Genomic DNA, 23,181 nt, shown 5'->3' with positions numbered 1-23,181 from the left:
CCGTCCTTCCCGTGACAAAAAGGGGGGACGCCGCGCCCACGGCATCCCCCCTCGTCTTTCTTTTCACGCGGGCGCAGGCGCCCGGCACTACCACGACAGGGTGCGGGTGTTTTCCCGGAACAGCGCCGCGCCGGTCAGGTCCGGCGTACTGGTGACCAGCCCCGGCAGCAGGTCGGCCTGCTGGACGCCGTACTGCTTCATGCACATGGGGCACACGTACACCGTGGCCCCGCTGTCCACCAGTTTGGCCAGCATGCGTTGCTGTTCCTGATACCTGGCCTCGTTGCCCTTGGCGGCCAGCACCACGGCCCGGTCGTTGAGGAACAGCGTCAGCGGGTGGCCACGCTGCAACTGGCTGCTCCCGTAACCGATGGCCATCAGGGTGCGGTGGCCCTCGTCGCTGGTCAGGTTGATGAACAGGGGGGCGTCCTTGTCTTCCGCCGCCGGGGCGGCGTGCGCGGGCAGGCCCGCCGAAAGCAGGAACAGCCACGCGGCCAGTGCGGCCAACCATCGCCCGTATCGCATGATACCTCCTAAGGGGTGGAGCCTGCCGCCCCGCGGGTAACGCAGACGCGGATATACCCTTGCACCATACCCCGCCCTGCGCGCCGAAGGCCAGTGTTATCATGGTGTGATGCGGCATCGCATGCCGCGCACCCGTGGCAGGCAGGCGGCAGAGGCGAACGCCCAGGGCTGCCACTACCACGGCGAACGACGGCCAACGCCGGAAACACGACGGCCCGTGGTGCAAAACCACGGGCCGCATTTTGCTGGATATGCGCGAATGTGACCGAGAATGACCGGGGGGTACGGGGGGGGTTACGGGGCGTGTTCGGACGCGGCCAGATGCGACCAGATGCGGCCATCGGTCGCCGCCGCGACGACACGGCAAGGGAACCCGGCGCGTGGTCCGCATGGCGGCATCCACGGGAGCGGACCGCCCGTCAGTAGTACTGTTCCACCTCTTCCACGGTGGCCGTGGCCAGCGCTTCCTGATCGGCCCTTTCGCGTTTGCGCTCGTCGCGCCGCTGCTCGCGGCGGCGCTGCGCCTCGCGGTTGCGGCGGTGCTGGGCGGGGGTTTCCAGCAGCAGTTCCGGCACGGGCACAGGCTTGCGGTCCGGCCCCATGGACACGAAGGTCAAATAGGCGGATGCAGCGTGGCGCGATTCGCCGGTCAGCAGGTTTTCCGCCTCCACCCGCACGCCCACCTCCATGGAGGTGCCCCCGGCAAGGTTCACGCTGGCCTTAAGCTGCATCAGTTCACCCACGTGCACCGGCGCGCGAAAGTCCATGCGGTCGATGGAGGCCGTCACCACGGCGGTGCGGCAGTGGCGCATGGCGGCCACGGCCCCGGCCAGGTCGATGTGCTTCAGGATGACCCCGCCATGCACGTTGCCCGCCGGGTTGGCGTCCTCCGGCAGGGGGCGGTGGGTCATCACCACTTCGCTGTCTTGCACGCGCTTGGCGGTCATGCGGCTGGCTCCGGGGGGTATTGGAGTGACGAAACGCGGGGTGCGCAAACGCAAGGTGCGGGGTACGCGCCGGGCCTATCCGGCAAAACTCACGCCGCCCTTGCCCAGCAGATCGTGCAGGTGGATGAGCCCCAGCAGGCGGTGCGCGTCGTCCACGATGGGCAGCACGGTGATGGCCTTCTGTTCCATGATGTCCAGCAGTTCCGCCACCGATTGATCGCTGCGGGCGCTGCGCGGGTTGCGGGTCATGATGGCCGTCACCGGGGTGCGCGGGGCATAGTCGCCCTTGATCACGGCGCGGCGCACGTCGCCGTCGGTAAGTATCCCCATCAGCCTGCCGCTGCCGTCCACCACGGCCACCGCGCCAAAGCCGCCCTTGTCCAGCACGCGCACGGCCTCTTCCTGGCCCACGTCGTCCTGGGTGACCGGAATGCCGGTGGTGTGCATCAGTTCCTGCACGCGCAGGCGCAGACGCTGGCCCAGCGAGCCGCCGGGGTGGTAGCGCAGAAAGTCGTTTTCGGTGAACGATTTCCAGTGGATGAGACACACCGCCAAGGCATCGCCCAGGGCCAGCACCGCCGTGGTGGAGGCCGTGGGGGCAAGGTTGTGGGGGCACGCCTCGCGCGGGACGCCGGAATCCAGCACCACGTCGGCGGCGCGGCCAAGCGTGGACTGCGCCTTGCCGGTCATGGCGATGATGGCCGTGCCGATGGCCCGCAGGCTGGGCAGGATGGCGTTCAGTTCGTCCGTCTCGCCGGAATTGGAGATGGCGATGACCACGTCTTCCGCCCGCAGGCTGCCCATGTCGCCGTGGGCGCCTTCCACCGGGTGCAGGAAGAACGCCGGGGTGCCGGTGGAAGACAGGGTGGCGGCCAGCTTGCGGCCCACAAGACCCGACTTGCCAAGCCCGGTGACCACCACGCGGCCCCGGCAGCCCGCCAGCAACGCCAAGGCCGCCTCGAACGAGGGGCCAAGCCTGTCGCGTACCGCCGTCAGGCCTTCTATTTCGATATCGAGCACGTCGCGCCCGAGGGGTATCCAGTCTGTGCGGCGTTCGCCGCAGGTGCAATCGCTCATGCCGTGGAAATCCTGTGGATGTTGCGGATATGCCGCGCTGGGCGCGGCGTCCTTCTCTTCCCCCGAAACGCGAGGCGGGTCAACTGGGACCACGAATTCGACGGTCTCCTGTCAGGGGCAATAAAAATAAATATTGCAAAATCTAATTTTAATGTTCAAAAACACCTAAAAACCTGCCTTCAAAGCTCCCCAAGCCAATACCTACGATCAATAAAACAAGACCGCTTCGCTAATAGCAAAACAACTACTCCCCCGCGTGTGCTGCAACATCACGAGCATCATTCCTACCGCCTACCACAACACGACACAATGGGACATTGCGATGACACAGAAAACTGCTAAATTTTTGTTTTATAATATCACAGAATGTGGATATTATACGTATAGGAACAAAGTACTCACATTAGCATCAACTCCATTGGCTTTTGAAGCTATTTTCAATTGGATAAAATCTAGAAAAAATATATACGAAACTGCCACATTCCAACCAGAAGAAGACTCTGATGAATACAACGTATATTGTTACGAAATAGAAAAATCAAACAGCATTGTGCTTACAACATGGAATGCAACACCAACAACTGACGGGCAAGTTTCAGCGATAAATGGACTTGCGGAAGTTGGGACATCAGATGTCAAGACGTCAAACTTCCCAGCTGGATATATTGCAGGTCATGAAACATATTTCTGGATACTCCCTGAAAAAAATATTCTTGCAACCATCAGATTTGAAAGGTCAAACAACGGCCAAGCAGCTTTTTGCAAATATGTTGACTGCTATCTCAGGCGATTTTCACCATATGTAATCGAGATAACAGATGATCTTGGTGAAAAAACAACAAAATATGGCACAACATTTGAAGATTCAAAAACACTACGTCCTTCTTTTTCAACAAAAAGACTCCGACTCCCCGGAAAAATCGAAGCAATCAAAGCCCAGCGCCCCTTTATTACAAAAATAATACAGAGGACGACCCTTACCCCACAGATAAAAGTTGACGACACCGCACTATGGCAAGCCTTGCTCGAAAAAATAGGCATGCGCACTAAATCAATAATGGAGAGCGAAGTCGCGCTAGACACTGAATTTGCGTACACCCCTACAGAAGATGAACTTGAGGCCATCATCACCGAATGGGAAGAGCTAAGGGGCAACAGCGGAAGCAATGACGTAGGATTCAGAATTCGTGGGCATTCAAGTGAAATTGAATGGTTAGGCAAGTGCTTGGCAAAGGGTGAAATCAACCTTAATGTTCATTTAAATGAACAGGGCGTCGTAAGCGCTGGTTCCCTCTTAACTGCCTTAGAAGCCAATCGTGAACGGATCATCCGCAGTGCGTATCCTCCCAACAATACTTAAATTATTCATGCGGGTCGGCCTGATCCTCATCTTCGTCGCAGGTTACACCTACGGCGAAGGGACACCATTCTCCAAGCAACTTCAATCCTTCGATACACTCAGGCAGACGTCTGTTCTCATATTTGGCGTTGTTGGCGCATGGCTTGCCGTTCTATTTCCGATGGTACACTCACAAGGAGATAGCCAAAAAAATGCACAAGATCTCACATGCAAACTTTTCAAACCCATCACATCATCACTCTATATCATAACATATTCACTCACAATTCCACTAATAGTTCCATTTATAAAAAAATTTCCTCTTTCAATTCTCTATGCCCCTGAATTAAGAGGGCTGTCATTTGCATCGCTATGCGTAGCTACAGCAATACAAATATACACACTACTCCTCGCCTTACAACCATTCGACATATTTAAAACACAAACAGAAGCATCTATCGAAAAAGGCAATTGCAGCGAACGATATAAAGACAACATTCAACGCTACACAACAACAGACAAAAAACCATAGCCCCACAAATTGGAACCATCACAAATAACGCGGGCCAGCAATGACCCGCGTTATTTACGAACAAGCCCCAAACCATCGCGGAAATAGATCACTTGCCGCTGCTAAAAGCACCCATCGAACATTTCCCGCCTAATCGCTCACTTCCAGACACGCCCGGCTGCACCCACCGCCCGCGCAGGGGATGGGGTAGTCGCCGGTAAAGCAGGCCAGGCAGTAGTTTTCGGGGTGGGACACGGAACGCAGCAGCCCGTCGATGGACAGGTAGTGCAGCGAATCCAGCCCGATGAACCGCTCGATCTCGGCAATGGAGTGGTTGGCCGCGATCAGTTCGCCCTTGGACGAAAAGTCGATGCCGTAGAAGCAGGGGTGCTTGATGGGCGGGCAGCTGACGCGGAAGTGCACTTCCTTGGCCCCCAGTTCTCGCAGCTTCTTCACGCGGGTGCGGATGGTGGTGCCGCGCACGATGGAATCGTCCACGATGCAGATGCGCTTGCCCCGGATCATGCTCTTGACCGGGTTGATCTTCACCTGCACGCCAAAGTCGCGCATGTCCTGCGAGGGCTGGATGAACGTACGCCCCACGTAGTGGTTACGGATCATGGCGTGCTCGTACGGCAGGCCCGACTGCTGGGCAAAGCCCACCGCACAGTAGATGCCCGAATCGGGGAACGGCATGATGAAGTCCACGTCCGGGGCCGATTCCATGGCCAGTTGGCGGCCCATCTCCTTGCGGCACTGGTACACGTCTTCGCCGAACACGATGGAGTCGGGCCGGGCGAAGTAGACCAGTTCGAAGATGCACTGGCGCACCGGGGGCTTGTTGCCCTCGTCGAGCAGGCTGTAGCTTTTCACGCTGTTGCCTTCGATGACCAGCATTTCGCCGGGGTCCAGCGGGCGGATGAATTCCGCCTCCATCAGGTCGAAGGCGCAGGTTTCGGACGCCAGCACCGGCGAACCGGCCAGACGGCCCAGGGCCAGCGGGCGCATGCCGTTCGGGTCGCGCATGGCGATGAGCTTGTCGTTGGCGAGGATGATCAGCGAATACGCGCCCTGCACCCGCTTGCACGCGGCCATGACGGCTTCCTCGAAGGATTTGCCGTTCATGTTGTGCGCAATGAGATGCACGAACACTTCGCTGTCGATGGAGGTCTGGAAGATGGACCCCTTGCGCTCCAGTTCGTCGCGCAGTTCCACCGTGTTGGTCAGGTTGCCGTTGTGCGCGATGGCGATTTCCATCCCCTTGAAGCGCACCAGAAATGGCTGGGCGTTGCGGATGAGCGAGGCCCCGGTGGTGGAATAGCGGATGTGGCCGACGGCGATGTTGCCCTTCAGCTCCTTGCCCAGGTGCCGTTCGTTGAACACGTCGGGCACCAGGCCCATGCCCCGGTGCTCGCGCAGCTTCTGGCCGTCCCAGGTGACGATGCCCGCGCTTTCCTGCCCGCGATGTTGCAGGGCGTACAGGCCGAAGTATGCCATGCGCGCCGCTTCGACGTGGTTGTAGATGCCGAAGATGCCGCAGTAATGCTTGATCATGCTCTACCTCGATGCAGACGGTCCGTTACGCGCCCATTGTGGTCATGTCGTGCGCCAGTCATGCGCCAGCCACTCGTCAACATTCGTCAACGCTCGACAACGCTCGTCTGGCCTTGCCTGGCGTTCAGCAGGCGTTCGCCACAGTGCGCGTGGCCCCAAAGCGCAGGACCGGGCCTGAGGCCCGGTCCTTGTCGGTCTTCTAGTTGGTTCCGTAGTATTCCTGCAAACTCTTCACGTTCACCCCGCAGCAGCGGCTGGCCCGTATGGCCTGCGCGATGGCCTTGGCCCCGGATACCGTGGTGCTGTAGGGCACCCCGTACATCAGCGTGGCCTGCCGGATGGACTTGGAATCCTGCACGGTGCGCTTGCCCGAGGCGGTGTTGAGCACCAGGGCGATATCGCCGTTCTTGATGAAGTCCACGATGTTGGGCCGCCCCTCGTATACCTTGTGCACTGCGGTGGCGGGCACGCCGCCTTCGCGCAGCAGCTTGGCGGTGCCGCTGGTGGCCAGCACCTCGAAGCCAAGGTCGGCAAACATGCTGGCCACTTCCGTAATCAGCAGCTTGTCCCGGTCGTTGACGGAGATGAAGATCTTGCCGCCCTGCGGCAGGCGCTGCCCACCGGCAAGCTGGCCCTTCAGATAGGCTTCCTCGAAGCTGGAGGCAATACCCATCACCTCGCCCGTGGACCGCATTTCGGGGCCGAGCAGAATGTCCACCCCCGGGAAGCGGTTGAACGGGAACACCGATTCCTTCACCGAGAAGTAGCCGGTGCGGCGCATGGACCACGGGTCCAGTTCCTTCAGCGTGGCGCCCAGCATGATCTGGGTAGCCAGGCGCGGCAGGGGCACCGCCGTGGCTTTCGACACGAAGGGCGCGGTGCGCGAGGCGCGGGGGTTCACTTCAAGGATGTAGATAAGGCCATCCTTGACCGCGAACTGGATGTTCATCAGGCCCACCACGCGCAGTTCGCGCGCCAGTTCCACGGTCTGCCGGGCAATCTCGTTGACGATGGCCTCGGGCAGGGTGTGCGGCGGAATGACGCAGGCAGAGTCGCCGGAGTGGATGCCCGCCTCCTCGATGTGTTCCATGATGCCCGCCACGTACACGTCGGTGCCGTCGGACAGGGCGTCCACGTCCACCTCGATGGCGCTTTCCAGAAACTTGTCGATGAGGATGGGGTGCTTGGGCTTTTCACCCACCGAATTGGCGAAGTATTCTGCCAGTTGTTCCTCGTCGTACACGATCTCCATGGCCCGGCCCCCCAGCACGTAGCTGGGCCGCACCACCGTCGGGTAGCCGATGCGGGCTGCGGCGCAGCGCGCCTCCGGCAGGGACATGACCGTGGCGTTGGCGGGCTGGCGCAGGCCCAGCTTCTGCAACAGGGCCTGGAAGCGTTCGCGGTCTTCGGCGCGGTCAATGGAATCGGGCGAGGTGCCAAGAATGGGCACGCCCGCGCGCATCAGCGGCACGGCCAGGTTCAGCGGGGTCTGCCCGCCGAACTGCACCACCACCCCGTCGGGCTTCTCCGCCTCGATGATGTTCATGACATCCTCGTAGGTCAGCGGCTCGAAGTACAGGCGGTCGGAGGTGTCATAGTCCGTCGATACCGTTTCGGGGTTGGAGTTGACCATGATGGCCTGCACGCCCATTTCCTTCAGCGCGAAGGATGCGTGGCAGCAGCAGTAGTCGAACTCGATGCCCTGGCCGATGCGGTTGGGCCCGCCACCCAGAATGATGACCTTCTTGCGGTCTTCCACGGCCACTTCATGGCCGGTCTCGTAGGTGGAGTAGTAGTACGGGGTGTACGCCTCGAACTCGCTGGCGCAGGTGTCCACCAGATAGTAGGTGGGCACGATGCCCATGGCCTTGCGCAGGGTGCGCACGTCCGATTCGGGGCGCTTCCACATTTCGGCCAGCTGACGGTCGGAAAAGCCGTATTCCTTGGCGCGGCGCATCAGGGCCACCAGTTCCGCGTTCTCCACGGTCATGGCGTTGCCCAAGGCAAAGTCGCGCAGCTCGGCTTCCATGTCGATCAGGTCCTTCATCTGGCGCAGGAACCACGGGTCGATGGCGGTGGCCTCGTGGATTTCCTCCACGGTCATGCCGTCGAGCATGGCGTGGCGCACGTAGAAGATGCGGCGCGAATTGGGCGTGCGCAGCTTGCGCATGATGTCCTCGCGCTCCGGACCCTTGCAGCGGAAGGCGGAACCAAGGCCGGGCGCGCCCACTTCCAGCGAGCGCAGGCCCTTCTGCAACGATTCCTTGAAGGTGCGGCCGATGGACATGGCCTCGCCCACGCTCTTCATCGAGGTGGTCAGCTCGTCCTTGGCGCCGGGGAACTTCTCGAAGGTGAAGCGCGGAATCTTGGTGACGCAGTAGTCGATGGACGGCTCGAAGCTGGCCATCGTCTCGCGGGTGATGTCGTTGGGAATTTCGTCCAGCGTGTAGCCCACGGCCAGCTTGGCCGCGATCTTGGCAATGGGGAACCCGGTGGCCTTGGAGGCCAGCGCGGACGAACGCGACACGCGGGGGTTCATTTCAATGACCACCATGTCGCCGTTCACCGGGTTGATGCCGAACTGCACGTTGGAGCCGCCCGTTTCCACGCCGATTTCGCGCATGATGGCGATGGAGGCATCGCGCATCATCTGGTACTCGACGTCGGTCAGGGTCTGCGCCGGGGCCACGGTGATGGAATCGCCCGTGTGCACGCCCATGGCGTCGAAGTTCTCGATGGAGCAGATGATGACGCAGTTGTCGGCCTTGTCGCGCATCACCTCCATCTCGAATTCCTTCCAGCCCAGCACCGACTGCTCGATCATCACCTCGTCCTTGATGGAGGCGGCAAGACCGCGCGCGGCGATCTCTTCCAGGTCCTCCATGTTGTAGGCGATGCCGCCGCCGGTGCCGCCCATGGTGAAGGCGGGGCGGATGATCAGCGGGAAGGGCATTTCGGTGCCCAGGCGGCGCACGTCTTCCATGGTGCGGGCAATGCCGCTGGCGGGCACCTTCAGGCCGATGTTGGCCATGGCCTCGCGGAACAGTTCGCGGCTTTCCGCCTTTTCGATGACCTGCTTGTTGGCCCCGATGAGTTCGACGCCGCATTCGTCCAGCACGCCCATGGCGGCAAGGGCCAGTGCGGTGTTCAGGCCGGTCTGGCCGCCCAGGGTGGGCAGCAGCGCGTCGGGCCGTTCCTTGCGGATGATGGCGGCAACCGTTTCCGGCTCGATGGGTTCGATGTAGGTGCGGTCGGCAAGACCGGGGTCGGTCATGATGGTGGCGGGGTTGGAGTTGACCAACACCACCTCGTAGCCTTCTTCCTTCAGGGCCTTCACGGCCTGCGTGCCGGAATAGTCGAATTCGCACGCCTGCCCGATGACGATCGGGCCGGAACCGATGACCATGATCCGCTTCAAATCGGTGCGTTTGGGCATTGGACTCTGTCTGGTAACAGGGTTGCCCCGCAGGGGCGGGAAAGAAGAGGGCTGCCGGGTCAAAGGCGGGAGGAGTGTGCGGGGCGTTCCGGCGCGGCGAGGCGCGGGGGAACGGCCATCCACCCGCGATTGTTACGGAACACGCAAGAATGAACCCACGCTCCGTCAGCAATCTGGCTCTTATATCGCGCGACCCCTCGCTTGGCAAGACGCTCGCGGGGTGGTGAAGGGGGCAGACCGCCGCTTTTTGACATTGATGGGAAAGCGGGGGGCATGTTTCCCTTGTCGGCGCAGGTGGGGCCAGCACGCGGTCCCACCCCCGCACAGCCCGCCCGCACCTTCCGGAACCCCTTGCCGCCGTGCGCGATTCGCGGGCGGAGCCGCCCCGCGCGCCACAATCACGGCACGGTCTGTCCACCGCCGTGCCCGAATCCGCACGGCGCCACGCCGCGCGCCGCCCCTTGCGCCCCACCGCCCGCTGATGCTACCGCATTGCCTTCACCCGGCCCCGGCACCCGGCACCTGCTGACCGTCCGGCCACGCCCGGCGCAGCTTCGCGCGGCAGGCGCAGCCAATCCGGCGGCCCCGGCGGGTGATTTCCGAATTTTGTCATGCGGAGTGCCACCCGGCCCCGGCACCGGGATATCGTCACCCGGAACCGTACGGAGCCAACGGGCCTGCACGCGGACGGCGGCCATGCCGCCAAGCAACACGAGGGACAGGAACATGCTCGCTATCCTCGACTACAAGGCAGGCAACCAGACCAGCGTACGCCGTGCGCTGGACCACCTGGGCATTCCCTGCGTCATCACGGCGGACCCGGCGGTCATCGCCGGGGCGCACGGGGTGATCTTTCCGGGGGTGGGCGCGGCCGGGCAGGCCATGAACGAGTTGCTCACCACCGGGCTCGACAAGGTGCTGAAGGACCAGGTGCAGGCGGGCAAGCCGCTGCTGGGCATCTGCGTGGGCTGCCAGATCATGCTGGACTACAGCCCGGAAAACGACACCAAGGCGCTCGGCATCGTGCCCGGTGAATGCCGCCTGTTCAACGCCGCCTGGACCGAAGAGGACGGCAGGGCCATCCGTGTGCCGCACATGGGCTGGAACAGCATCGTGCAGAAGCGCCCGTGCGAACTGCTGAAGGGCATAGAGCCGGAAGCGGAATTCTACTTCGTGCACAGCTACTACCCCGCCCCGCCGGAAAGCTACGTCATCGCCACCTGCACCTACGGCGAGGAATTCTGCGCCATCCACGGCGGCCCCGGCCTGTGGGCCGTGCAGTTTCACCCGGAAAAGAGCGGCCGACCCGGCCTCGCCTTGCTGCGCAACTTCCACGCATACTGCAAGGAGGCCAGCCGTGCTTAGCAAGCGCATCATCCCCTGTCTGGACGTTCGCAACGGCAGGCTGACCAAGGGCGTGAAGTTCGAGGGCAACGTGGACATCGGCGACCCGGTGGAAACCGCCCGCCGCTACTACGAGCAGGGTGCCGACGAAATCGTGTTCTACGACATCACCGCCTCGCACGAGGACCGGGGCATCTTTCTCGACGTGGTCGAGCGGGTGGCCTCTGAAATCTTCATCCCCTTCTCGGTGGGCGGCGGCATCAACACCGTGGAAGACATGCGGGCCGTGCTGGTGGCCGGGGCGGAAAAGGTGTCGGTGAACTCCGGCGCGGTGAAGAACCCGGACATCATCAGCCAGGGCGCGGCGGCCTTCGGGTCGCAGGCCGTGGTGGTGGGCATGGACGTGAAGCAGGTGCAGAAGTCCGAAACCATTCCCTCCGGCTACGAGATCGTCATCCACGGCGGCCGCAAGTTCATGGGCATGGACGCCATAGAGTGGGCCAAGACCTGCGAGGCGCTGGGCGCCGGTGAACTGTGCGTCAACTCCATCGACGCGGACGGCACCAAGGACGGCTACGAGCTGACCCTGACCCGGATGATTGCCGACGCGGTGTCCATTCCGGTCATCGCATCCGGGGGGGCGGGCAGCCCGGCGCACATGTACGACGCCATCACCAAGGGCGGCGCCACCGCCGCGCTGATCGCCTCCATCGTGCACTACGGGCAGTACACCATCCCCGACCTGAAGCGGCAGATTTCGGGCATGGGGGCCAAGCTGCGCATGGTCTGGTAGCCAAACGGATATTTTGCCCGTTGGCGTCGTCAAACTTCGCCTGACATGCGGTCGAATACGAAAAGAGCGCGATGCGGTCGCCATCCGTAATGCTCGCAGACTCGCATAACGGTTGCCGCATGCTCCCGCATGTCAGGCTCGTTTTCCTCGCCAACGAACAAAATCCCTCGTTTGGCTCCAAAGGCATTCTCCCGTGTTCTTTCGTGCGGCGTCCGGCAACCCACCGGACGCCGCACGACCGCTGACGATACCAGAGCCACCGACACGGCTGCCCGCCCCCTCGCGCCATCCCCCCACCACCATTGCTCTTCTTCCGGAGGGCACCCCATGCCTGCCCGTCGCACCAGATTTCCCTACCCGCTCCTGCTGCTGGCCGCCCTGCTGGCCCTGGCCCTTGCCTGCCCTGCGCCCGACGCCGCCGCAGGCCCCATCCTCGACAAACTGCGCGAACGCCGGGCCGAGCGGTCCACGCCCGGCAGCACAACACCGGGCAACACCACATCGGGCAATGCCACGACAAACCGGCAGGATGGTGCCGCCGCCCGCCGGGGCAGCGCCCCGCTCGACCCTGCCACCATCGTGCCCGGCAGCCGCAGGCTGGCCGAAACCTATGGCCCGCACCCCGCCCAGAGCATGGACGTGTACCTGCCGCCCAATCCGCAGCACGCGCCCGTCATCGTCATGGTGCACGGTGGCGCGTGGAAGATCGGCGACAAGGCCAACCCCGGCCTGATGGACAACAAGCTGGCCCGCTGGCTGCCCAAGGGCTTCGTGCTGGTAAGCATCAATTACCGGATGCTTCCCAATGCCATGGCCCTGACCCAGGCCGAGGACGTGGCCGCCGCCGTACGCCGCGTGGCCGATGCCGCCCCCGGCTGGGGCGCGGACCCGTCGCGCATCATCCTGATGGGCCATTCGGCGGGCGCGCATCTGGTGGCGCTGGTGTCGTCCACTCCGTCGCTGCTCGACCGCCCGGTGGCGGGCACCGTGGTGCTGGATTCCGCTGCCATGGACGTGCCCGCCATCATGCAGCGCCGCCATCTGGGCTTCTACGACGAGGCCTTCGGCAAGAACCCGTCCTACTGGATAAAGGCATCGCCCCAACAGCAGTGGACGACCAGCGCCGTGCCCATGCTGCTGGTGTGCTCCACCAAGCGGGCCGACAAGCCCTGCACGGCGGCAGAGGCCTTTGCCGCAAAGACGGCGCGCGCAGGCCGCAAGACGCCCGTGCTGCCGCAGGCCCTGACCCACGGCGAGATCAACCACCAGCTGGGCCTGCCCGGCGCGTATACCGACGCCGTGGACGGGTTCATCACCGCCCGGCTGGAGGAAGCCGCACGCTGACGCACTGACTGGCTGCTGCACTGACGGGCTGTCGTGCTGGCGGGCTGCTGTACTGACGGACTGCGACACTGGCGGACTGCCGCCCCTCTGCTCCATCCGAAAATTTCCCAACCCTCACGGTGCCGCCCCACGCCGTGCCACACCCGCACCGGCCCTGCCGGGCGGGGCGAAACGCGCGCCGCAAACAACGCACGAGGTCCCGCATGACCAACCCCTATTACCGCGTCCGCACCACCATCCCCCGGCCCGATGCCGTCCTTGTGGAAGCCTTCCGTGGCATTCCCGTTTCCAACATCGGCGACGCCATGAACCGCATGGCCTGCATGCATTCGCGCATCCGCCCCATGAACCGAGTCCCCCTGCTGGGCATCGCGCTGACGGTGCGGGTGCGCGTGGGCGACAACCTGCTGTTCAACAAGGCCATGGACATGGCCCGGCCCGGCGATGTGCTGGTGGTCAACGCTCATGACGAGCCGTTCTACTCCATCGTGGGCGGGCAGATGACCACATGGATGCAGCAGCGCGGCTTGGCCGGACTGGTGATTGACGGTTGCATCCGCGATGCCGAGGAAATCGAGGCCATGGACTTTCCGGTGTACGCCACGGGCATTTCGCCCAACGGCCCGATGAAGAACGGCGGCGGCGAGGTGAACTTTCCCATCGCCTGCGGCGGACTGGTGGTGAACCCCGGGGATATCGTGGCGGGCGACCGCGACGGCATCGTGGTGGTGCGCCCCGACGACGCCCCGGCGGTATTGCAAAAAACCCGCGCCATGGTCGAGAAGGAAACCCGCGTCATGGCCGCCATAGCGGACGGCACCTGGGACCGCACCTGGGTGGACGAGATGCTGAAAGAGCAGGGGTGCGAGTTCGTGGACTAGGTACATGCAGATACAACGAAAGCAGAGAGGCCGCATGGGCGGCCTCTCTGCTTTTCAACTCTCCAAAAACTGGCGGAATCCGCCGTGGCTGGCCCCTGCCGGATATGAACACCAGGCGGCAACCGCGCCAGACCACGCACCTTGACGTCACACAAGGTGTGACCTATGTCTTGGCTATCCGACCATGGCGTCCGCACAGCCACGCATCCGCAGGAACCGCATGAAAATCTACGCCAACTCCTGGTTCGCGCGCTTCGCGGATGCCCAGGGCATCACTGGCACAGCCCTGCATGACGCGGTGGCGGACGTGGATGCCGGGCAGTTTGACGCAGACCTTGGCGGGTGTGTGTACAAGCAGCGGGTAGCCCGACCGGGGGAAGGAAAATCCGGCGGCTACCGGGTTATCGTCTGTTTCCGGCGGGGAGACCGGGCCTTTTTCGTCTACGGGTATCCCAAGTCAAAGCGCGGGAACATCACGGCGAAGGAACGCGACAGCCTCAAGAAACTGGCAAAGATACTGCTGTCCATGAGTGACGAACAGTTGCAGGCCGAGGTCCGGGCCGGAACATTTCAGGAAGTTCTTCGCCAGGAGTAGATCATGACCAAGACATACAAAAGCGACCTGCTGGCGGCTGTCCACGAAACGGCAGAGGCGCTGCACGCGCACGGCGTGATCGACAAGGTCACCATGAAGGAATTCGACGATTCCTGCCTTGCCCCCGTGGACGGCATCACTCCGGAAGAAATCCGGCATATCCGCGAACAGGCCCGGCTTTCCCAGCCCGTGTTCGCCCGCTATCTGAACGTCTCGAAGAACCTGGTCTCCGACTGGGAGCGCGGCGTGAAGAAACCAGGCGGCCCGGCCTTGCGCCTGTTGGCCATCGTCAAGCACAAGGGGCTTGAAGCGGTGATGCTGTAACCGCGCAGGCTATGGCGCACGCCGCCACAGCCGCCCCCCGCGCCCTTCCCCCTACTCCGCCCGAAACGTGCCGCTCTTGCCGCCGGACTTGAACACCAGGCGGCAGTCGCGCAGCACGATATCCTTCTGCACGGCCTTGCACATGTCGTAGATGGTCAGCCCGGCCACCTGCGCGGCGACCATGGCTTCCATTTCCACGCCGGTCTGGCCGGTGGTGCGCACCTCCGCCTCCAGTTCGATGGAGGGGGGGGCGTCCACCACCACAAAGCGCACGTCGGCGTAGCTGATGGCCAGCGGGTGGCACATGGGAATCAGGTCCGCCGTGCGCTTGGCCGCCATGATACCCGCGATCTTGGCGGTGGTCAGCACGTCGCCCTTGGGCAGGGCGCGGTGCTTCAGCAGGTGCAGGGTATTTTCGTTCACCTCCACCACGGCCCGCACTATGGCGGTGCGCTGGGTGGGGGCTTTTGCGCCCACGTCCACCATGGTCACGCTGCCGTCCTCGGTCATGTGGCTGAAGGCGGCCTCCGCGTCGTCGTGCTCCGGTCCGGCATGGTGCATGCCGCCGGTGCATTCCAGCGCGGATGGTGCGCCGCACCCGCAGCCGCACCCGGTGTTGGGCAGGTCCGGGCCGTCTTCGTCATAGTCGAGGGGGTCGAGGGGGTCGAGGGGGTCGGGCATATCGTCAAGCCGGACGTCGGGCGCATCGCCTTCAGGGGCATTGGGCGTTTTGGGCGTATCGGAAGACATGGGGATAACCTCCTGCCGGGCGTGAAACAGGGCAAAGGGATGGCGCTGGCGCGGCCCCGCGCTGGCGGTTCCATCCTTCTTGGCTGTAGCCCAAAACAGGACGGACGCCAATGCGGCGTCCGTCGGAAAGGGCACGGGAATCGGAAGTGGCGTGCCGGGCATGAAAAGTCCCGAGCGCAGGTTGCGGGACTGGAGCGGAACCGGACCGGGACTCGACGGGACTGGACCGGTACTGGGCCGATACGGCGCGTCGTGCGCGCTCTACCCCTCCACGTCCTTGGGCACCAGCCGCATCCCCCTGCGGCACAGGGTCAGGATGTCGTCGGCGGGCAGGGGCCGGGCAAGGCAGTAGCCTTGCAGATAGTCCACCCCCATGCCGCGCAGGGCGGAAAGCTGGGCCGCCGTCTCCACTCCCTCGGCCACCGTGGCCAGGCGCAGGCTGCGCGCCAGCCCCAGGATGGTTTCCACGATCTCCAGGCTGCCGCCCTCGTCCAGCAGTTCCTGCACGAAGGTGCGGTCTATCTTCAGGGCATGGATGGGCATGCGCGCAAGGTACTGCAACGACGAATACCCGGTGCCGAAGTCGTCCAGCGAAACGCGCACCCCAAGGTCGCGCAGGGTGCACAGCATGGCGTTGCCGCGCTCGTAGTTCTGCATCAGCGAGGTTTCGGTAATCTCCACCTCCAGCGCGTCCGGGGGCACGTCGTAGGCGTTCAGGCACGCGGCGATGTGGCTGATGGTCTCATCGCTGTTCAGGCAGCGCGACGAAATGTTCACCGCCACCGGCAGGGTCAGCCCCTCCAGCCGCCACGCGGCGTGCTGGGCGCAGGCCATTTCCACCACCAGCCGGGTTATCTCGCGGATGGAATTGGAACTTTCAGCCACGGGGATGAACACCGAAGGCGGGGCCACCACGGTGCCGTCGCGCTCCCAGCGCAGCAGCGCCTCCACCTTGCGCACCCGCAGGGTGCGCGCGTCGGTGATGGGCTGGTACACCAGCCGGAACTCGCGCCCGGCAATGGCCGCCTTGATGTCCTGGTCCATGCGGTAGCGCCGGGTGAATTCCAGGCACTGTTCCTCGCAGAACAGGGCAATGGCGTTCTTGCCCATGTCTTTCGCGCGGTACATGGCGATGTCCGCGCGCGACAGCAGGGCGTTGGCCGAATCGCCGTCGTCGGGGTAGACCGAAACGCCAAAGCTGGCCGTGACCGAAAAGCCCATGCCGCCGTACTCGAACGGCTCGGCAAAGGTTTCGAACAGCCGCCGCATGATGCCGTCCAGATGCCCCTTGTCGCTGATGCCGCCCACCGCCGCCACGAATTCGTCGCCGCCCAGCCGCCCCAGGATGTCGCCGGGCCGCAGGGCCGCGCGCAGCCGCCGGGCCACGTCGCACAGCAACTGGTCGCCGGTGGCGTGGTCGTACGAATCGTTGATGAACTTGAAGCCGTCCATGTCGATGAAGACCACGGCCAGCTTCTGCCCGCGCACGGATGCCTTGGCGATGGCCTCGCGCAGCAGTTCGAAAATGTGCTTGCGGTTGGGCAGGCCGGTCAGGTCGTCGTGGTTGGCCTGATGGGTGATCTGCGCTTCCTTCTGCTTGATGTCGGTGATGTCCGAGAACACCCCCACGCAGTTCAGGATCACCCCGGCCTCGTCGCGGATGGACACCAGGCTCAGCCACTGCGGAATCTGCCAGCCGTCGCGGTGCGGTCCACGCGTCTCGCCGATCCACGATCCGTGCTCCAGCATCTCGTCCCACACGCTGCGCGTGCCGCCCACGGGCACCATGCCCAGGGTCGGGGAAAGACGCCCCACCATGGATTGCGCGTCCACGCCGGTGATGCGCTCGAAGGCCGGGTTGACGGCCACCACCATGCCCGCGCTGTCGGTGATGAAGATGCCCTCCACAGCGTGGGTGAACACCTCGCCCATCAGGTGCAGCTTGGCGTTGGCGTCGCACAGCTGGGCGGTGCGGTCGCGCACGCGGCGTTCCAGTTCGCGGTGGGCCTCGTTCAGCTCTCGCTGCGAGGCCTCCAGCAGGTCGAGCATGCCGTTGAAGGCGCTGCCCAGCCCCTCCAGTTCGTCGCCGGTACGTATCTGGATGCGCTGGCCCATGTTGCCGGGACCGATGGAGCGCACCCAGTCGGACAGTTGCAACACGGTGCGGGTCACCGTGCGCGACAGCAGCAGCGCCGTGGCCAGGGCCACCAGCATGGCCATGGCCGTCAGCGCGCCGATGTGCCACCACGCGGCGCGCTGCTCCGCCCGGTAGCCGTCCAGGGCAAGCCCCACGGCCACGGTGCAGATGGAAATGCCCGCCCGTTCCACGGGCAGCAGATGGTGGTATACTTCCGGCCCGTCGGCGGTTGCGGCCTTGGCGGTCAAATCCGGAGCACTGGCCGGGCCGGGAGCACTGGCCGCATCGGGGCGACTGGCGGAAGCATTCGGGTCAGCGGCGGTGTCCGTGGAATCCAGGACGCCCGCCTGCCCGCTCATGCCGCCCAGCCACTGGGCGCTCCAGTCTGCCGCCGGGGCATCCGTGCCGGGGGGCAGCCCGCGCCGAAAACCGCTGGGTTGTTCCGGCTGGGCGGCAGCGCCGGCAAGGGCATGCGGTGCCGCCCGGAATCCCCAGCCACCGCGCCGGAAGACCAGCGACGATCCGTCCACGCGGGTGACCACGATGTATTCCAGCCCCAACTGCCGGTGCAGCACGCCGGTGCAATGATCGACAAGGGCGGCGTAGTCTTCCGCCGCCAGGGCGCTGGCGGCCACCTCGGCCACCGAAGAGGCCAGCTTGTCGGCCTGCGATTCCATGCCCCGGCGCAATACCCCCTGCTGGTACGGAATGATCATGCCAAGGACGGCCGCAATGATCATCACGCCCGCCACAAAGGCCAACACACCCGCCTTGAAGGCAATGCCGAACCCGCGACGCGGCGGGCGGGCCGGGCCAGTCGGGCCAGTCGGGCCAGCCGGGCCGGATGGACTGGATGGACTGGACGGGCCGGATGGACTGGACGGGCGTGACGCACCTGCCATACCGGGCGCACCGGGCCCGTCCCCCATATCTGGCATGTCCGACATATCTGGCATGTCCGGCACATCTGGCATGCCCGGCACATCTGGCCGCCCTGCCTTCACCCCGGCCTGCCCATGCGTGCCCGCCGCTGCCACCGAGCCAGCGCCAGTGGCCGGAACACGCGGCCCGCCGCGCGCAGCCCCGGCAATGGCCGGATCAAGCGCAGGGATATCGTTCGGGGGCATGCTCATGGTTCCACCAGGCGACGCGCGGGTTCGATGGCCTCTGGCCGGAACGGCGCGATGCCGTCCAGTTGCAGCAGCAGCAACATCTGCCTGCCCCACGGGTTGTCCGAAAGCCCCAGGCCCAGTTCCGCGTAGCGCGGCGCCAGCGAAGGGTCCACCGACGGCGCAAGGCACATCACGAAATCTACGAGCGGCTGCGAAACGGCAATGCGCTCCAAGCGCTCCCCGATCTGGGGGTTCAGCTCGGTCATGGTGCGCAACGACCGCTCGGTGACAAGGCAGGCCGGGGCCTGCCCAAAGAACACCGGCAGCAGCACGCGCGAGGGCTGTACCTCGTACTCGACGGACACGAAGTGCTTCGCGGTCGGGGGCAGCCCCTGCTCGCGCAGTTGCCGCTCCAGCCAGCGCGCGGGCAGGCTTTCGGGCCCCAGGGACATGGCCTGCACCAGCAGCCGCTTGCCGCGCAATTGCCCGAGCCGGGTGATACCCGACCCCTTGGGCACCAGCAGCACGTAGCGCTCACCGTATTCGCCGTCGGTGACGGGCACACCGAAGGGCTTCAGGTCCATCTCGCGCGACAGCAGCAGATAGTCCACGGTGGGCAGGTGCACCACGTCCAGTCGCCCCGCCACCAGCGCCGCGCGAATTTCGGCCCGCGATCCGTAAGCCGACAGTTGCACGCCAAGGCCCCGCTCTGTCTCCACGTAGCGGCGCGCCCACAACTGCACGGCAAGGGCCACGTCCTTGCGGTCCACGCCGGGCAGGAAATATTCCACGTACCCGAGGCGCAGTTCCGCCGAGGCGGCAGGCACGGGCCGGGCCCAGGCCATGGCGCACAGCAGCATCAGCAGCGCAGGCAGGGGCAGCAGCTTCCTGACATGTCGGCCAGACAGGCCAGACCGTATGGAGCGGGCGGAAGACTCAGGGCAGCGCACGGGCGCCATAGCCCACCTCCCGCAGCTGTTCGAGAATCTCGGTGCCCGCCACAAGATTGCGCGCGGCGGCGGCCGCCTGCGCCTCGTACAGGGCGCGCAGCCGCGCCGCGCGGACCATGGCCTCGTAAATCTGGGTTTCCAGCAGTTCGCGGGTATCCACCAGGCCTTCGCGGTAGGCACGCTCGGTAAGGGCGCGGCTTTCCGTGGCCACGGCCTCGGTTTCGGCACCGATGGCGGCCTGCCGGGCCGCGCGGCGCTCTTGCAGCACCGCGTCCTTCACGCGCAGGGCCACGCCTTCGCGCAGCAACACGCGCTGGTGGGCCAACTGACGCAGGCGGGCGCGCATTTCCTCCACCCGCGCCTGGGTGCGAAAACCTTCGAACAGCGGCAACTCCACGGTCAGCCCCGTCGCGCCGTGCGTACGTTCGCCCTCGGCCACCAGCCCGCCGTCGTAGGCATTGGTCACCGTGGACAGGGAGCCGAACAGCGAAACCACCGGCAGGTATTCGCCGGTGGCGTCGTCCAGCCGGGCCTCTGCCGCGCGCACCCCGGCATCGAAGCGGGCCAGGTCCAGGTTCAGGCGGTAGGCGTCGGCCACGGCGCCATCCAGGTCGCCTGTTTCAGGCGCGGCGGGCAATTCCGTGTCCGCCACCCGCACCCGGCCGTCCCACGGCAGCCCCAGGGTATTGGCCAGGGCCGATTCCGCCAGTTCCACGTTGGAGTCCAGTTCGGCCAGCAGCGAACGCAGGCCCAGCACGCCAACCTGGGCGCGCAGCCAGTCGGTCTTGCGCACCCGTTGCGAGCCGCCCTTGTAGAAATGCTCGGCCACATCGCGGCTGGCCTCCAGCCGTTGCACCGTTTCCCGGCCAAGGTCGCGCAGCGCCCGCGCCAGAACCACACCGTAGTAGCGGGTGGTCACGTCGTGCACCAGTTGCAGGCTTGTCAGGCGCGCCTCTCCGGCGGCGGCGGCCTGCCCGGCCTCGGCCTCGCGCACGCGGGCTTCGCGGCGGCCACCATCGTACAGCAGAAGGCCAAGGTCCGCCCGAAATTCACCGATGTCGCGATCGGCAATGCGAATGCGTTGCTCCGGTACGGTGGTGCGCATGGTCATGGGGCCGCCGCCCATGTCCACGGTGTAGTCGAAGGAATTTTCCGGATAGATGAAGATGAGGTCGCGGTCGAGCCGGGTCTGGGAGGAAGATGCGGTGAGCTGCGGCCAGTAGGCCGAAAGGGCTTGGCGGTGCTGGGCCTTGGCCATGGCCAGCCCCTCGCGCGCGGCCGCTGGCCCCGCGTTGTTGCGCAGGGCCAGGGCGATGCATTGCGCAAGCCCCAACGGCTGGGAGGGGGACTGTGCGGACGCCGGGCACCGGGGCCGCGCCGACGCACAGGGAGGGCATGCCGCGTCATTCACAAGCGCAGGGGCCGCGTCTTTCGCAAATGCGGGGACCGTGCACGGGACGGCAAGACAGGACAGCGCGATCAGCAACACCCCCGCCCCAAGCAGGACCGTCCGCCACGAATCGGCCATGCCGAGACCGGGTGTTTCCCGTCCAGCGACGTGCGCCCCGCACCGCGCCTGTGCCTCACCCCTGCCGGGGGTACGGCTTTGGGCGTGACGCGGGAACGGCTGGACTGGATTCATGTCGGGGTGCTTCCTTGCGGACACGAATGGGGGATGCGGGCGGGCATGGCACTCCGGCGGCCGCGCCAGACCGGTACGGGAACCCAGGGGGCAGCAGGCGTGCGCCAGCGGCCCAAGTGCACGGATACCGTGCGTTCCGGTTGGTTGTGTAGTGACACGGTCCCTTGCGGGCCGTCAAGATTCTGGGAGGGACTTATGGGGGTTTTATGGGTATTCCCCCATTCAAAGGTAGGCAAAACCCCTATTGCTGTGCGGGTGATCAACCGGCACCGCGCACAGCCGCCCCCACCCGCAAACGACGTCCGCCCCCGGCGGAACACCGGGGGCGGACGAAACATGCAGCGAAAAAAGAAACCTGCGGCAAGACCAGGGCGCAAGGCCGGGCTTGCGTCTGCAAGCCCCTATTCCATGCCCATGGCCTTGCCTATCTTGCGCGCCACCTTCTTGACCTTCTCGAAGGGCTTGCCTTCTTCCAGCTTGGCGAACTCGCGCAGCAGTTCTTCCTGCTTCTTGGTCAGGTTGACGGGCGTCAGCACGCGCACCTCCACCAGCAGGTCGCCCTTCTGGTGGTGCCCAAGGTAGGGCAGGCCCTGGTCGGTCAGGCGAAACACCTCGCCGCTCTGGGTGCCCTTGGGAATTTCCAGGGTCACCGGATCGTCCAGAGTGGGCACCTCGATGCGGTCGCCAAGGGCGGCCTGCACGAAGCTGATCTCGTGGGTGATCACCAGGTCCTGGCCCTGACGGCGGAAGGTCTTGTCCTGCTCCACGCTGACGACCACGTACAGGTCGCCGGGCGGGCCGCCATGCAGCCCCGGCTCGCCCTCGCCGCGCAGGCGCAGGCGGTTGCCGGTATCCACCCCGGCGGGAATGCGCACGGCCAGTTCACGCACCTGCTGGAGAATGCCCGATCCCTTGCACTTGGGGCAGGGAGTGGGGATGACCTGGCCTTCGCCCCGGCACACGGGACAGGGTACGGCGATCTGGAAGAAGCCCTGGCTCTGGCGGATCTGCCCGCTGCCGCCACAGTGGCGGCAGGTTTCTGGCTTGGTGCCCGCTGCCGCGCCGGAACCGTTGCACTCGTCGCAGACCACCTTCTTGGGCAGGCGCAGGGTGACTTCGTCGCCCTTGGCGGCCTGGCGGAAGGATATGGACAGGTTGTAGCGCAGGTCTGCCCCGGCCTGGGGACGCGGACCGCGCATGCGCGACGAGCCGGTGGCAAAGCCGAAAAGATCGCCGAAGATGTCGCTGAAATGCGCGAACACGTCGTCGGCATTGGCGAAGCCATGTCCGCCGCCGTTGCCATTGAGGCCCGCATGCCCGAAGCGGTCGTACCGCGCCCGCTTGTCGGCGTCGCGCAGCACGTCATAGGCCTCGGCGGCCTCCTTGAACATCTGTTCGGCCTCGGGATTGTCCGGATTGCGGTCGGGATGGTACTGGAGCGCAAGCTTGCGATACTGCCGCTTGATCTCGTCCTCCGACGCGTCCTGGGCTACGCCGAGCACCTCGTAATAGTCACGCTGGCTCATGGCTGGCTATTCGGCCCGGAAGTCTTCCTCGGTCTCCACGTAGCGCGCCTCTTCATCGGGCAGCACCTTGCCGGCGGCAATCTCGCGCAGGGCGGTTACCACTTCCTTGTTGCGCGAATCGACCAGTGCCTCGTACCCTTCACGGTACTGATGCACACGCTTGATGGCCATCTGCACGAGAAGGAAACGGTTATCGACGCGTTCCTGGCAGTCTTCGACGGTAATGCGGGCCATGGGAGCTCCTTGCGGAAAGGATTGGGCGTGCGGCACGGGCGCGCAACGCCTCTTTCAGGTAATGCGGCAAGGCCGGTTGTCCAGCCCCCCGCGCGATTTCCGGCGGGCGGCGGTGAACTTCCGGCACTGGTCCACATTGGGGCGACATTGGGGGCGGCAC

19 protein-coding genes are annotated in these 23,181 nt (G+C 64.7%); 8 read left to right on the top strand and 11 right to left on the bottom strand.

Annotated elements, in window-relative coordinates:
• Positions 1 to 87: 87 nt before the first annotated feature.
• The 3 genes from ABWO17_RS12695 to ABWO17_RS12685 all read right to left on the bottom strand — a co-directional run bounded on the left by ABWO17_RS12695 (position 88) and on the right by ABWO17_RS12685 (position 2,549).
• Positions 88 to 525 carry a DsrE family protein gene (locus ABWO17_RS12695; RefSeq protein WP_353119088.1) on the bottom strand — a complete coding sequence of 146 codons (438 nt, stop codon included), beginning with the start codon at positions 523 to 525 and terminating at the stop codon, positions 88 to 90.
• 419 nt (positions 526 to 944) lie between these two features.
• Positions 945 to 1,472, bottom strand: coding sequence for an acyl-CoA thioesterase (locus ABWO17_RS12690; protein ID WP_353119086.1), 528 nt, complete (start codon positions 1,470 to 1,472; stop codon positions 945 to 947).
• Between the two features lie 75 nt (positions 1,473 to 1,547).
• Positions 1,548 to 2,549, bottom strand: coding sequence for a KpsF/GutQ family sugar-phosphate isomerase (locus tag ABWO17_RS12685; protein WP_353119084.1), 1,002 nt, complete (start codon positions 2,547 to 2,549; stop codon positions 1,548 to 1,550).
• 322 nt (positions 2,550 to 2,871) lie between these two features.
• Here ABWO17_RS12685 and ABWO17_RS12680 point away from each other — a divergent pair, with 322 nt between their 5' ends.
• Together ABWO17_RS12680 and ABWO17_RS12675 are read left to right on the top strand one after the other, a co-directional pair.
• Complete coding sequence (locus tag ABWO17_RS12680) at positions 2,872 to 3,909, top strand: hypothetical protein (protein WP_353119082.1); 1,038 nt, start codon at positions 2,872 to 2,874, stop codon at positions 3,907 to 3,909.
• Entirely contained in the window at positions 3,866 to 4,420 is a 555-nt protein-coding gene (locus tag ABWO17_RS12675) for a hypothetical protein (protein WP_353119080.1), read from the top strand. The genes ABWO17_RS12680 and ABWO17_RS12675 overlap by 44 nt, the downstream gene beginning before the upstream one ends.
• A gap of 129 nt (positions 4,421 to 4,549) precedes the next feature.
• On the opposite strand, the gene purF is transcribed toward ABWO17_RS12675, so the two are convergent.
• Entirely contained in the window at positions 4,550 to 5,953 is a 1,404-nt protein-coding gene (gene purF, locus ABWO17_RS12670; protein WP_353119078.1) for an amidophosphoribosyltransferase, read from the bottom strand.
• Positions 5,954 to 6,152: 199 nt separating this feature from the next.
• The gene (gene carB, locus ABWO17_RS12665; RefSeq protein WP_353119077.1) at positions 6,153 to 9,389 is read right to left on the bottom strand and encodes a carbamoyl-phosphate synthase large subunit; all 3,237 of its coding nucleotides are present in this window, start codon (positions 9,387 to 9,389) and stop codon (positions 6,153 to 6,155) included.
• Positions 9,390 to 10,115: 726 nt separating this feature from the next.
• Between carB and hisH the strand changes: the two genes are divergently transcribed.
• The 6 genes from hisH to ABWO17_RS12635 all read left to right on the top strand — a co-directional run bounded on the left by hisH (position 10,116) and on the right by ABWO17_RS12635 (position 14,670).
• Positions 10,116 to 10,754, top strand: a complete 639-nt coding sequence (gene hisH / locus ABWO17_RS12660) for an imidazole glycerol phosphate synthase subunit HisH (protein ID WP_353119075.1) — start codon at positions 10,116 to 10,118, stop codon at positions 10,752 to 10,754.
• Positions 10,747 to 11,526 (top strand): imidazole glycerol phosphate synthase subunit HisF, encoded by a 780-nt coding sequence (gene hisF, locus ABWO17_RS12655; RefSeq protein ID WP_353119073.1) that lies wholly within the window; start codon positions 10,747 to 10,749, stop codon positions 11,524 to 11,526. Before hisH ends, hisF begins: the two co-directional genes overlap by 8 nt.
• 327 nt (positions 11,527 to 11,853) lie before the next feature.
• A complete protein-coding gene (locus ABWO17_RS12650; RefSeq protein WP_353119071.1) occupies positions 11,854 to 12,870 on the top strand; it encodes an alpha/beta hydrolase fold domain-containing protein in 1,017 nt (338 codons plus the stop codon).
• A 203-nt stretch (positions 12,871 to 13,073) separates the two neighbouring features.
• On the top strand, positions 13,074 to 13,751 hold the full coding sequence (locus ABWO17_RS12645; protein WP_353119069.1) for an RraA family protein: 678 nt from the start codon (positions 13,074 to 13,076) through the stop codon (positions 13,749 to 13,751).
• Between the two features lie 220 nt (positions 13,752 to 13,971).
• Complete coding sequence (locus ABWO17_RS12640) at positions 13,972 to 14,346, top strand: type II toxin-antitoxin system RelE/ParE family toxin (RefSeq protein WP_353119067.1); 375 nt, start codon at positions 13,972 to 13,974, stop codon at positions 14,344 to 14,346.
• Between the two features lie 3 nt (positions 14,347 to 14,349).
• Positions 14,350 to 14,670 (top strand): helix-turn-helix domain-containing protein, encoded by a 321-nt coding sequence (locus tag ABWO17_RS12635; RefSeq protein WP_353119065.1) that lies wholly within the window; start codon positions 14,350 to 14,352, stop codon positions 14,668 to 14,670.
• 51 nt (positions 14,671 to 14,721) lie between these two features.
• On the opposite strand, the gene moaC is transcribed toward ABWO17_RS12635, so the two are convergent.
• From moaC to rpoZ, 6 genes are all read right to left on the bottom strand, one after another.
• Positions 14,722 to 15,231, bottom strand: a complete 510-nt coding sequence (gene moaC / locus ABWO17_RS12630; protein ID WP_502914921.1) for a cyclic pyranopterin monophosphate synthase MoaC — start codon at positions 15,229 to 15,231, stop codon at positions 14,722 to 14,724.
• Positions 15,232 to 15,681: 450 nt separating this feature from the next.
• Positions 15,682 to 18,297: a putative bifunctional diguanylate cyclase/phosphodiesterase gene (locus ABWO17_RS12625; RefSeq protein WP_353119061.1), complete on the bottom strand. Its 2,616-nt coding sequence runs from the start codon at positions 18,295 to 18,297 to the stop codon at positions 15,682 to 15,684.
• A gap of 389 nt (positions 18,298 to 18,686) precedes the next feature.
• Positions 18,687 to 19,628: a phosphate/phosphite/phosphonate ABC transporter substrate-binding protein gene (locus ABWO17_RS12620; protein WP_353119059.1), complete on the bottom strand. Its 942-nt coding sequence runs from the start codon at positions 19,626 to 19,628 to the stop codon at positions 18,687 to 18,689.
• Positions 19,606 to 21,030, bottom strand: coding sequence for a TolC family protein (locus ABWO17_RS12615; RefSeq protein WP_502914917.1), 1,425 nt, complete (start codon positions 21,028 to 21,030; stop codon positions 19,606 to 19,608). Before ABWO17_RS12615 ends, ABWO17_RS12620 begins: the two co-directional genes overlap by 23 nt.
• Before the next feature lie 632 nt (positions 21,031 to 21,662).
• Positions 21,663 to 22,787 carry a molecular chaperone DnaJ gene (dnaJ, locus tag ABWO17_RS12610; protein WP_353119056.1) on the bottom strand — a complete coding sequence of 375 codons (1,125 nt, stop codon included), beginning with the start codon at positions 22,785 to 22,787 and terminating at the stop codon, positions 21,663 to 21,665.
• 6 nt (positions 22,788 to 22,793) lie between these two features.
• Positions 22,794 to 23,021: a DNA-directed RNA polymerase subunit omega gene (gene rpoZ / locus ABWO17_RS12605; protein WP_012613402.1), complete on the bottom strand. Its 228-nt coding sequence runs from the start codon at positions 23,019 to 23,021 to the stop codon at positions 22,794 to 22,796.
• Between the last annotated feature and the right edge of the window lie 160 nt (positions 23,022 to 23,181).

It is taken from the genome of Nitratidesulfovibrio sp. (assembly GCF_040373385.1).
Lineage (GTDB): Bacteria > Desulfobacterota > Desulfovibrionia > Desulfovibrionales > Desulfovibrionaceae > Cupidesulfovibrio.
The sequence above is the reverse complement of the archived record's forward strand: the minus strand, read 5'-3'. Positions and strand labels throughout refer to the sequence as shown.

What these genes read in the sequence shown, in the direction of transcription:
- ABWO17_RS12695 (WP_353119088.1), bottom strand. Translation starts at nt 525, where the DNA reads ATGCGATACGGGCGATGGTTGGCCGCACTGGCCGCGTGGCTGTTCCTG.
- dnaJ (WP_353119056.1), bottom strand. Translation starts at nt 22,787, where the DNA reads ATGAGCCAGCGTGACTATTACGAGGTGCTCGGCGTAGCCCAGGACGCG.
- moaC (WP_502914921.1), bottom strand. Translation starts at nt 15,231, where the DNA reads ATGCACCATGCCGGACCGGAGCACGACGACGCGGAGGCCGCCTTCAGC.
- hisH (WP_353119075.1), top strand. Translation starts at nt 10,116, where the DNA reads ATGCTCGCTATCCTCGACTACAAGGCAGGCAACCAGACCAGCGTACGC.
- ABWO17_RS12620 (WP_353119059.1), bottom strand. Translation starts at nt 19,628, where the DNA reads ATGGCGCCCGTGCGCTGCCCTGAGTCTTCCGCCCGCTCCATACGGTCT.
- ABWO17_RS12645 (WP_353119069.1), top strand. Translation starts at nt 13,074, where the DNA reads ATGACCAACCCCTATTACCGCGTCCGCACCACCATCCCCCGGCCCGAT.
- ABWO17_RS12625 (WP_353119061.1), bottom strand. Translation starts at nt 18,297, where the DNA reads ATGATCATTGCGGCCGTCCTTGGCATGATCATTCCGTACCAGCAGGGG.
- ABWO17_RS12640 (WP_353119067.1), top strand. Translation starts at nt 13,972, where the DNA reads ATGAAAATCTACGCCAACTCCTGGTTCGCGCGCTTCGCGGATGCCCAG.
- ABWO17_RS12650 (WP_353119071.1), top strand. Translation starts at nt 11,854, where the DNA reads ATGCCTGCCCGTCGCACCAGATTTCCCTACCCGCTCCTGCTGCTGGCC.
- purF (WP_353119078.1), bottom strand. Translation starts at nt 5,953, where the DNA reads ATGATCAAGCATTACTGCGGCATCTTCGGCATCTACAACCACGTCGAA.
- ABWO17_RS12690 (WP_353119086.1), bottom strand. Translation starts at nt 1,472, where the DNA reads ATGACCGCCAAGCGCGTGCAAGACAGCGAAGTGGTGATGACCCACCGC.
- ABWO17_RS12685 (WP_353119084.1), bottom strand. Translation starts at nt 2,549, where the DNA reads ATGAGCGATTGCACCTGCGGCGAACGCCGCACAGACTGGATACCCCTC.
- rpoZ (WP_012613402.1), bottom strand. Translation starts at nt 23,021, where the DNA reads ATGGCCCGCATTACCGTCGAAGACTGCCAGGAACGCGTCGATAACCGT.
- ABWO17_RS12680 (WP_353119082.1), top strand. Translation starts at nt 2,872, where the DNA reads ATGACACAGAAAACTGCTAAATTTTTGTTTTATAATATCACAGAATGT.
- ABWO17_RS12635 (WP_353119065.1), top strand. Translation starts at nt 14,350, where the DNA reads ATGACCAAGACATACAAAAGCGACCTGCTGGCGGCTGTCCACGAAACG.
- carB (WP_353119077.1), bottom strand. Translation starts at nt 9,389, where the DNA reads ATGCCCAAACGCACCGATTTGAAGCGGATCATGGTCATCGGTTCCGGC.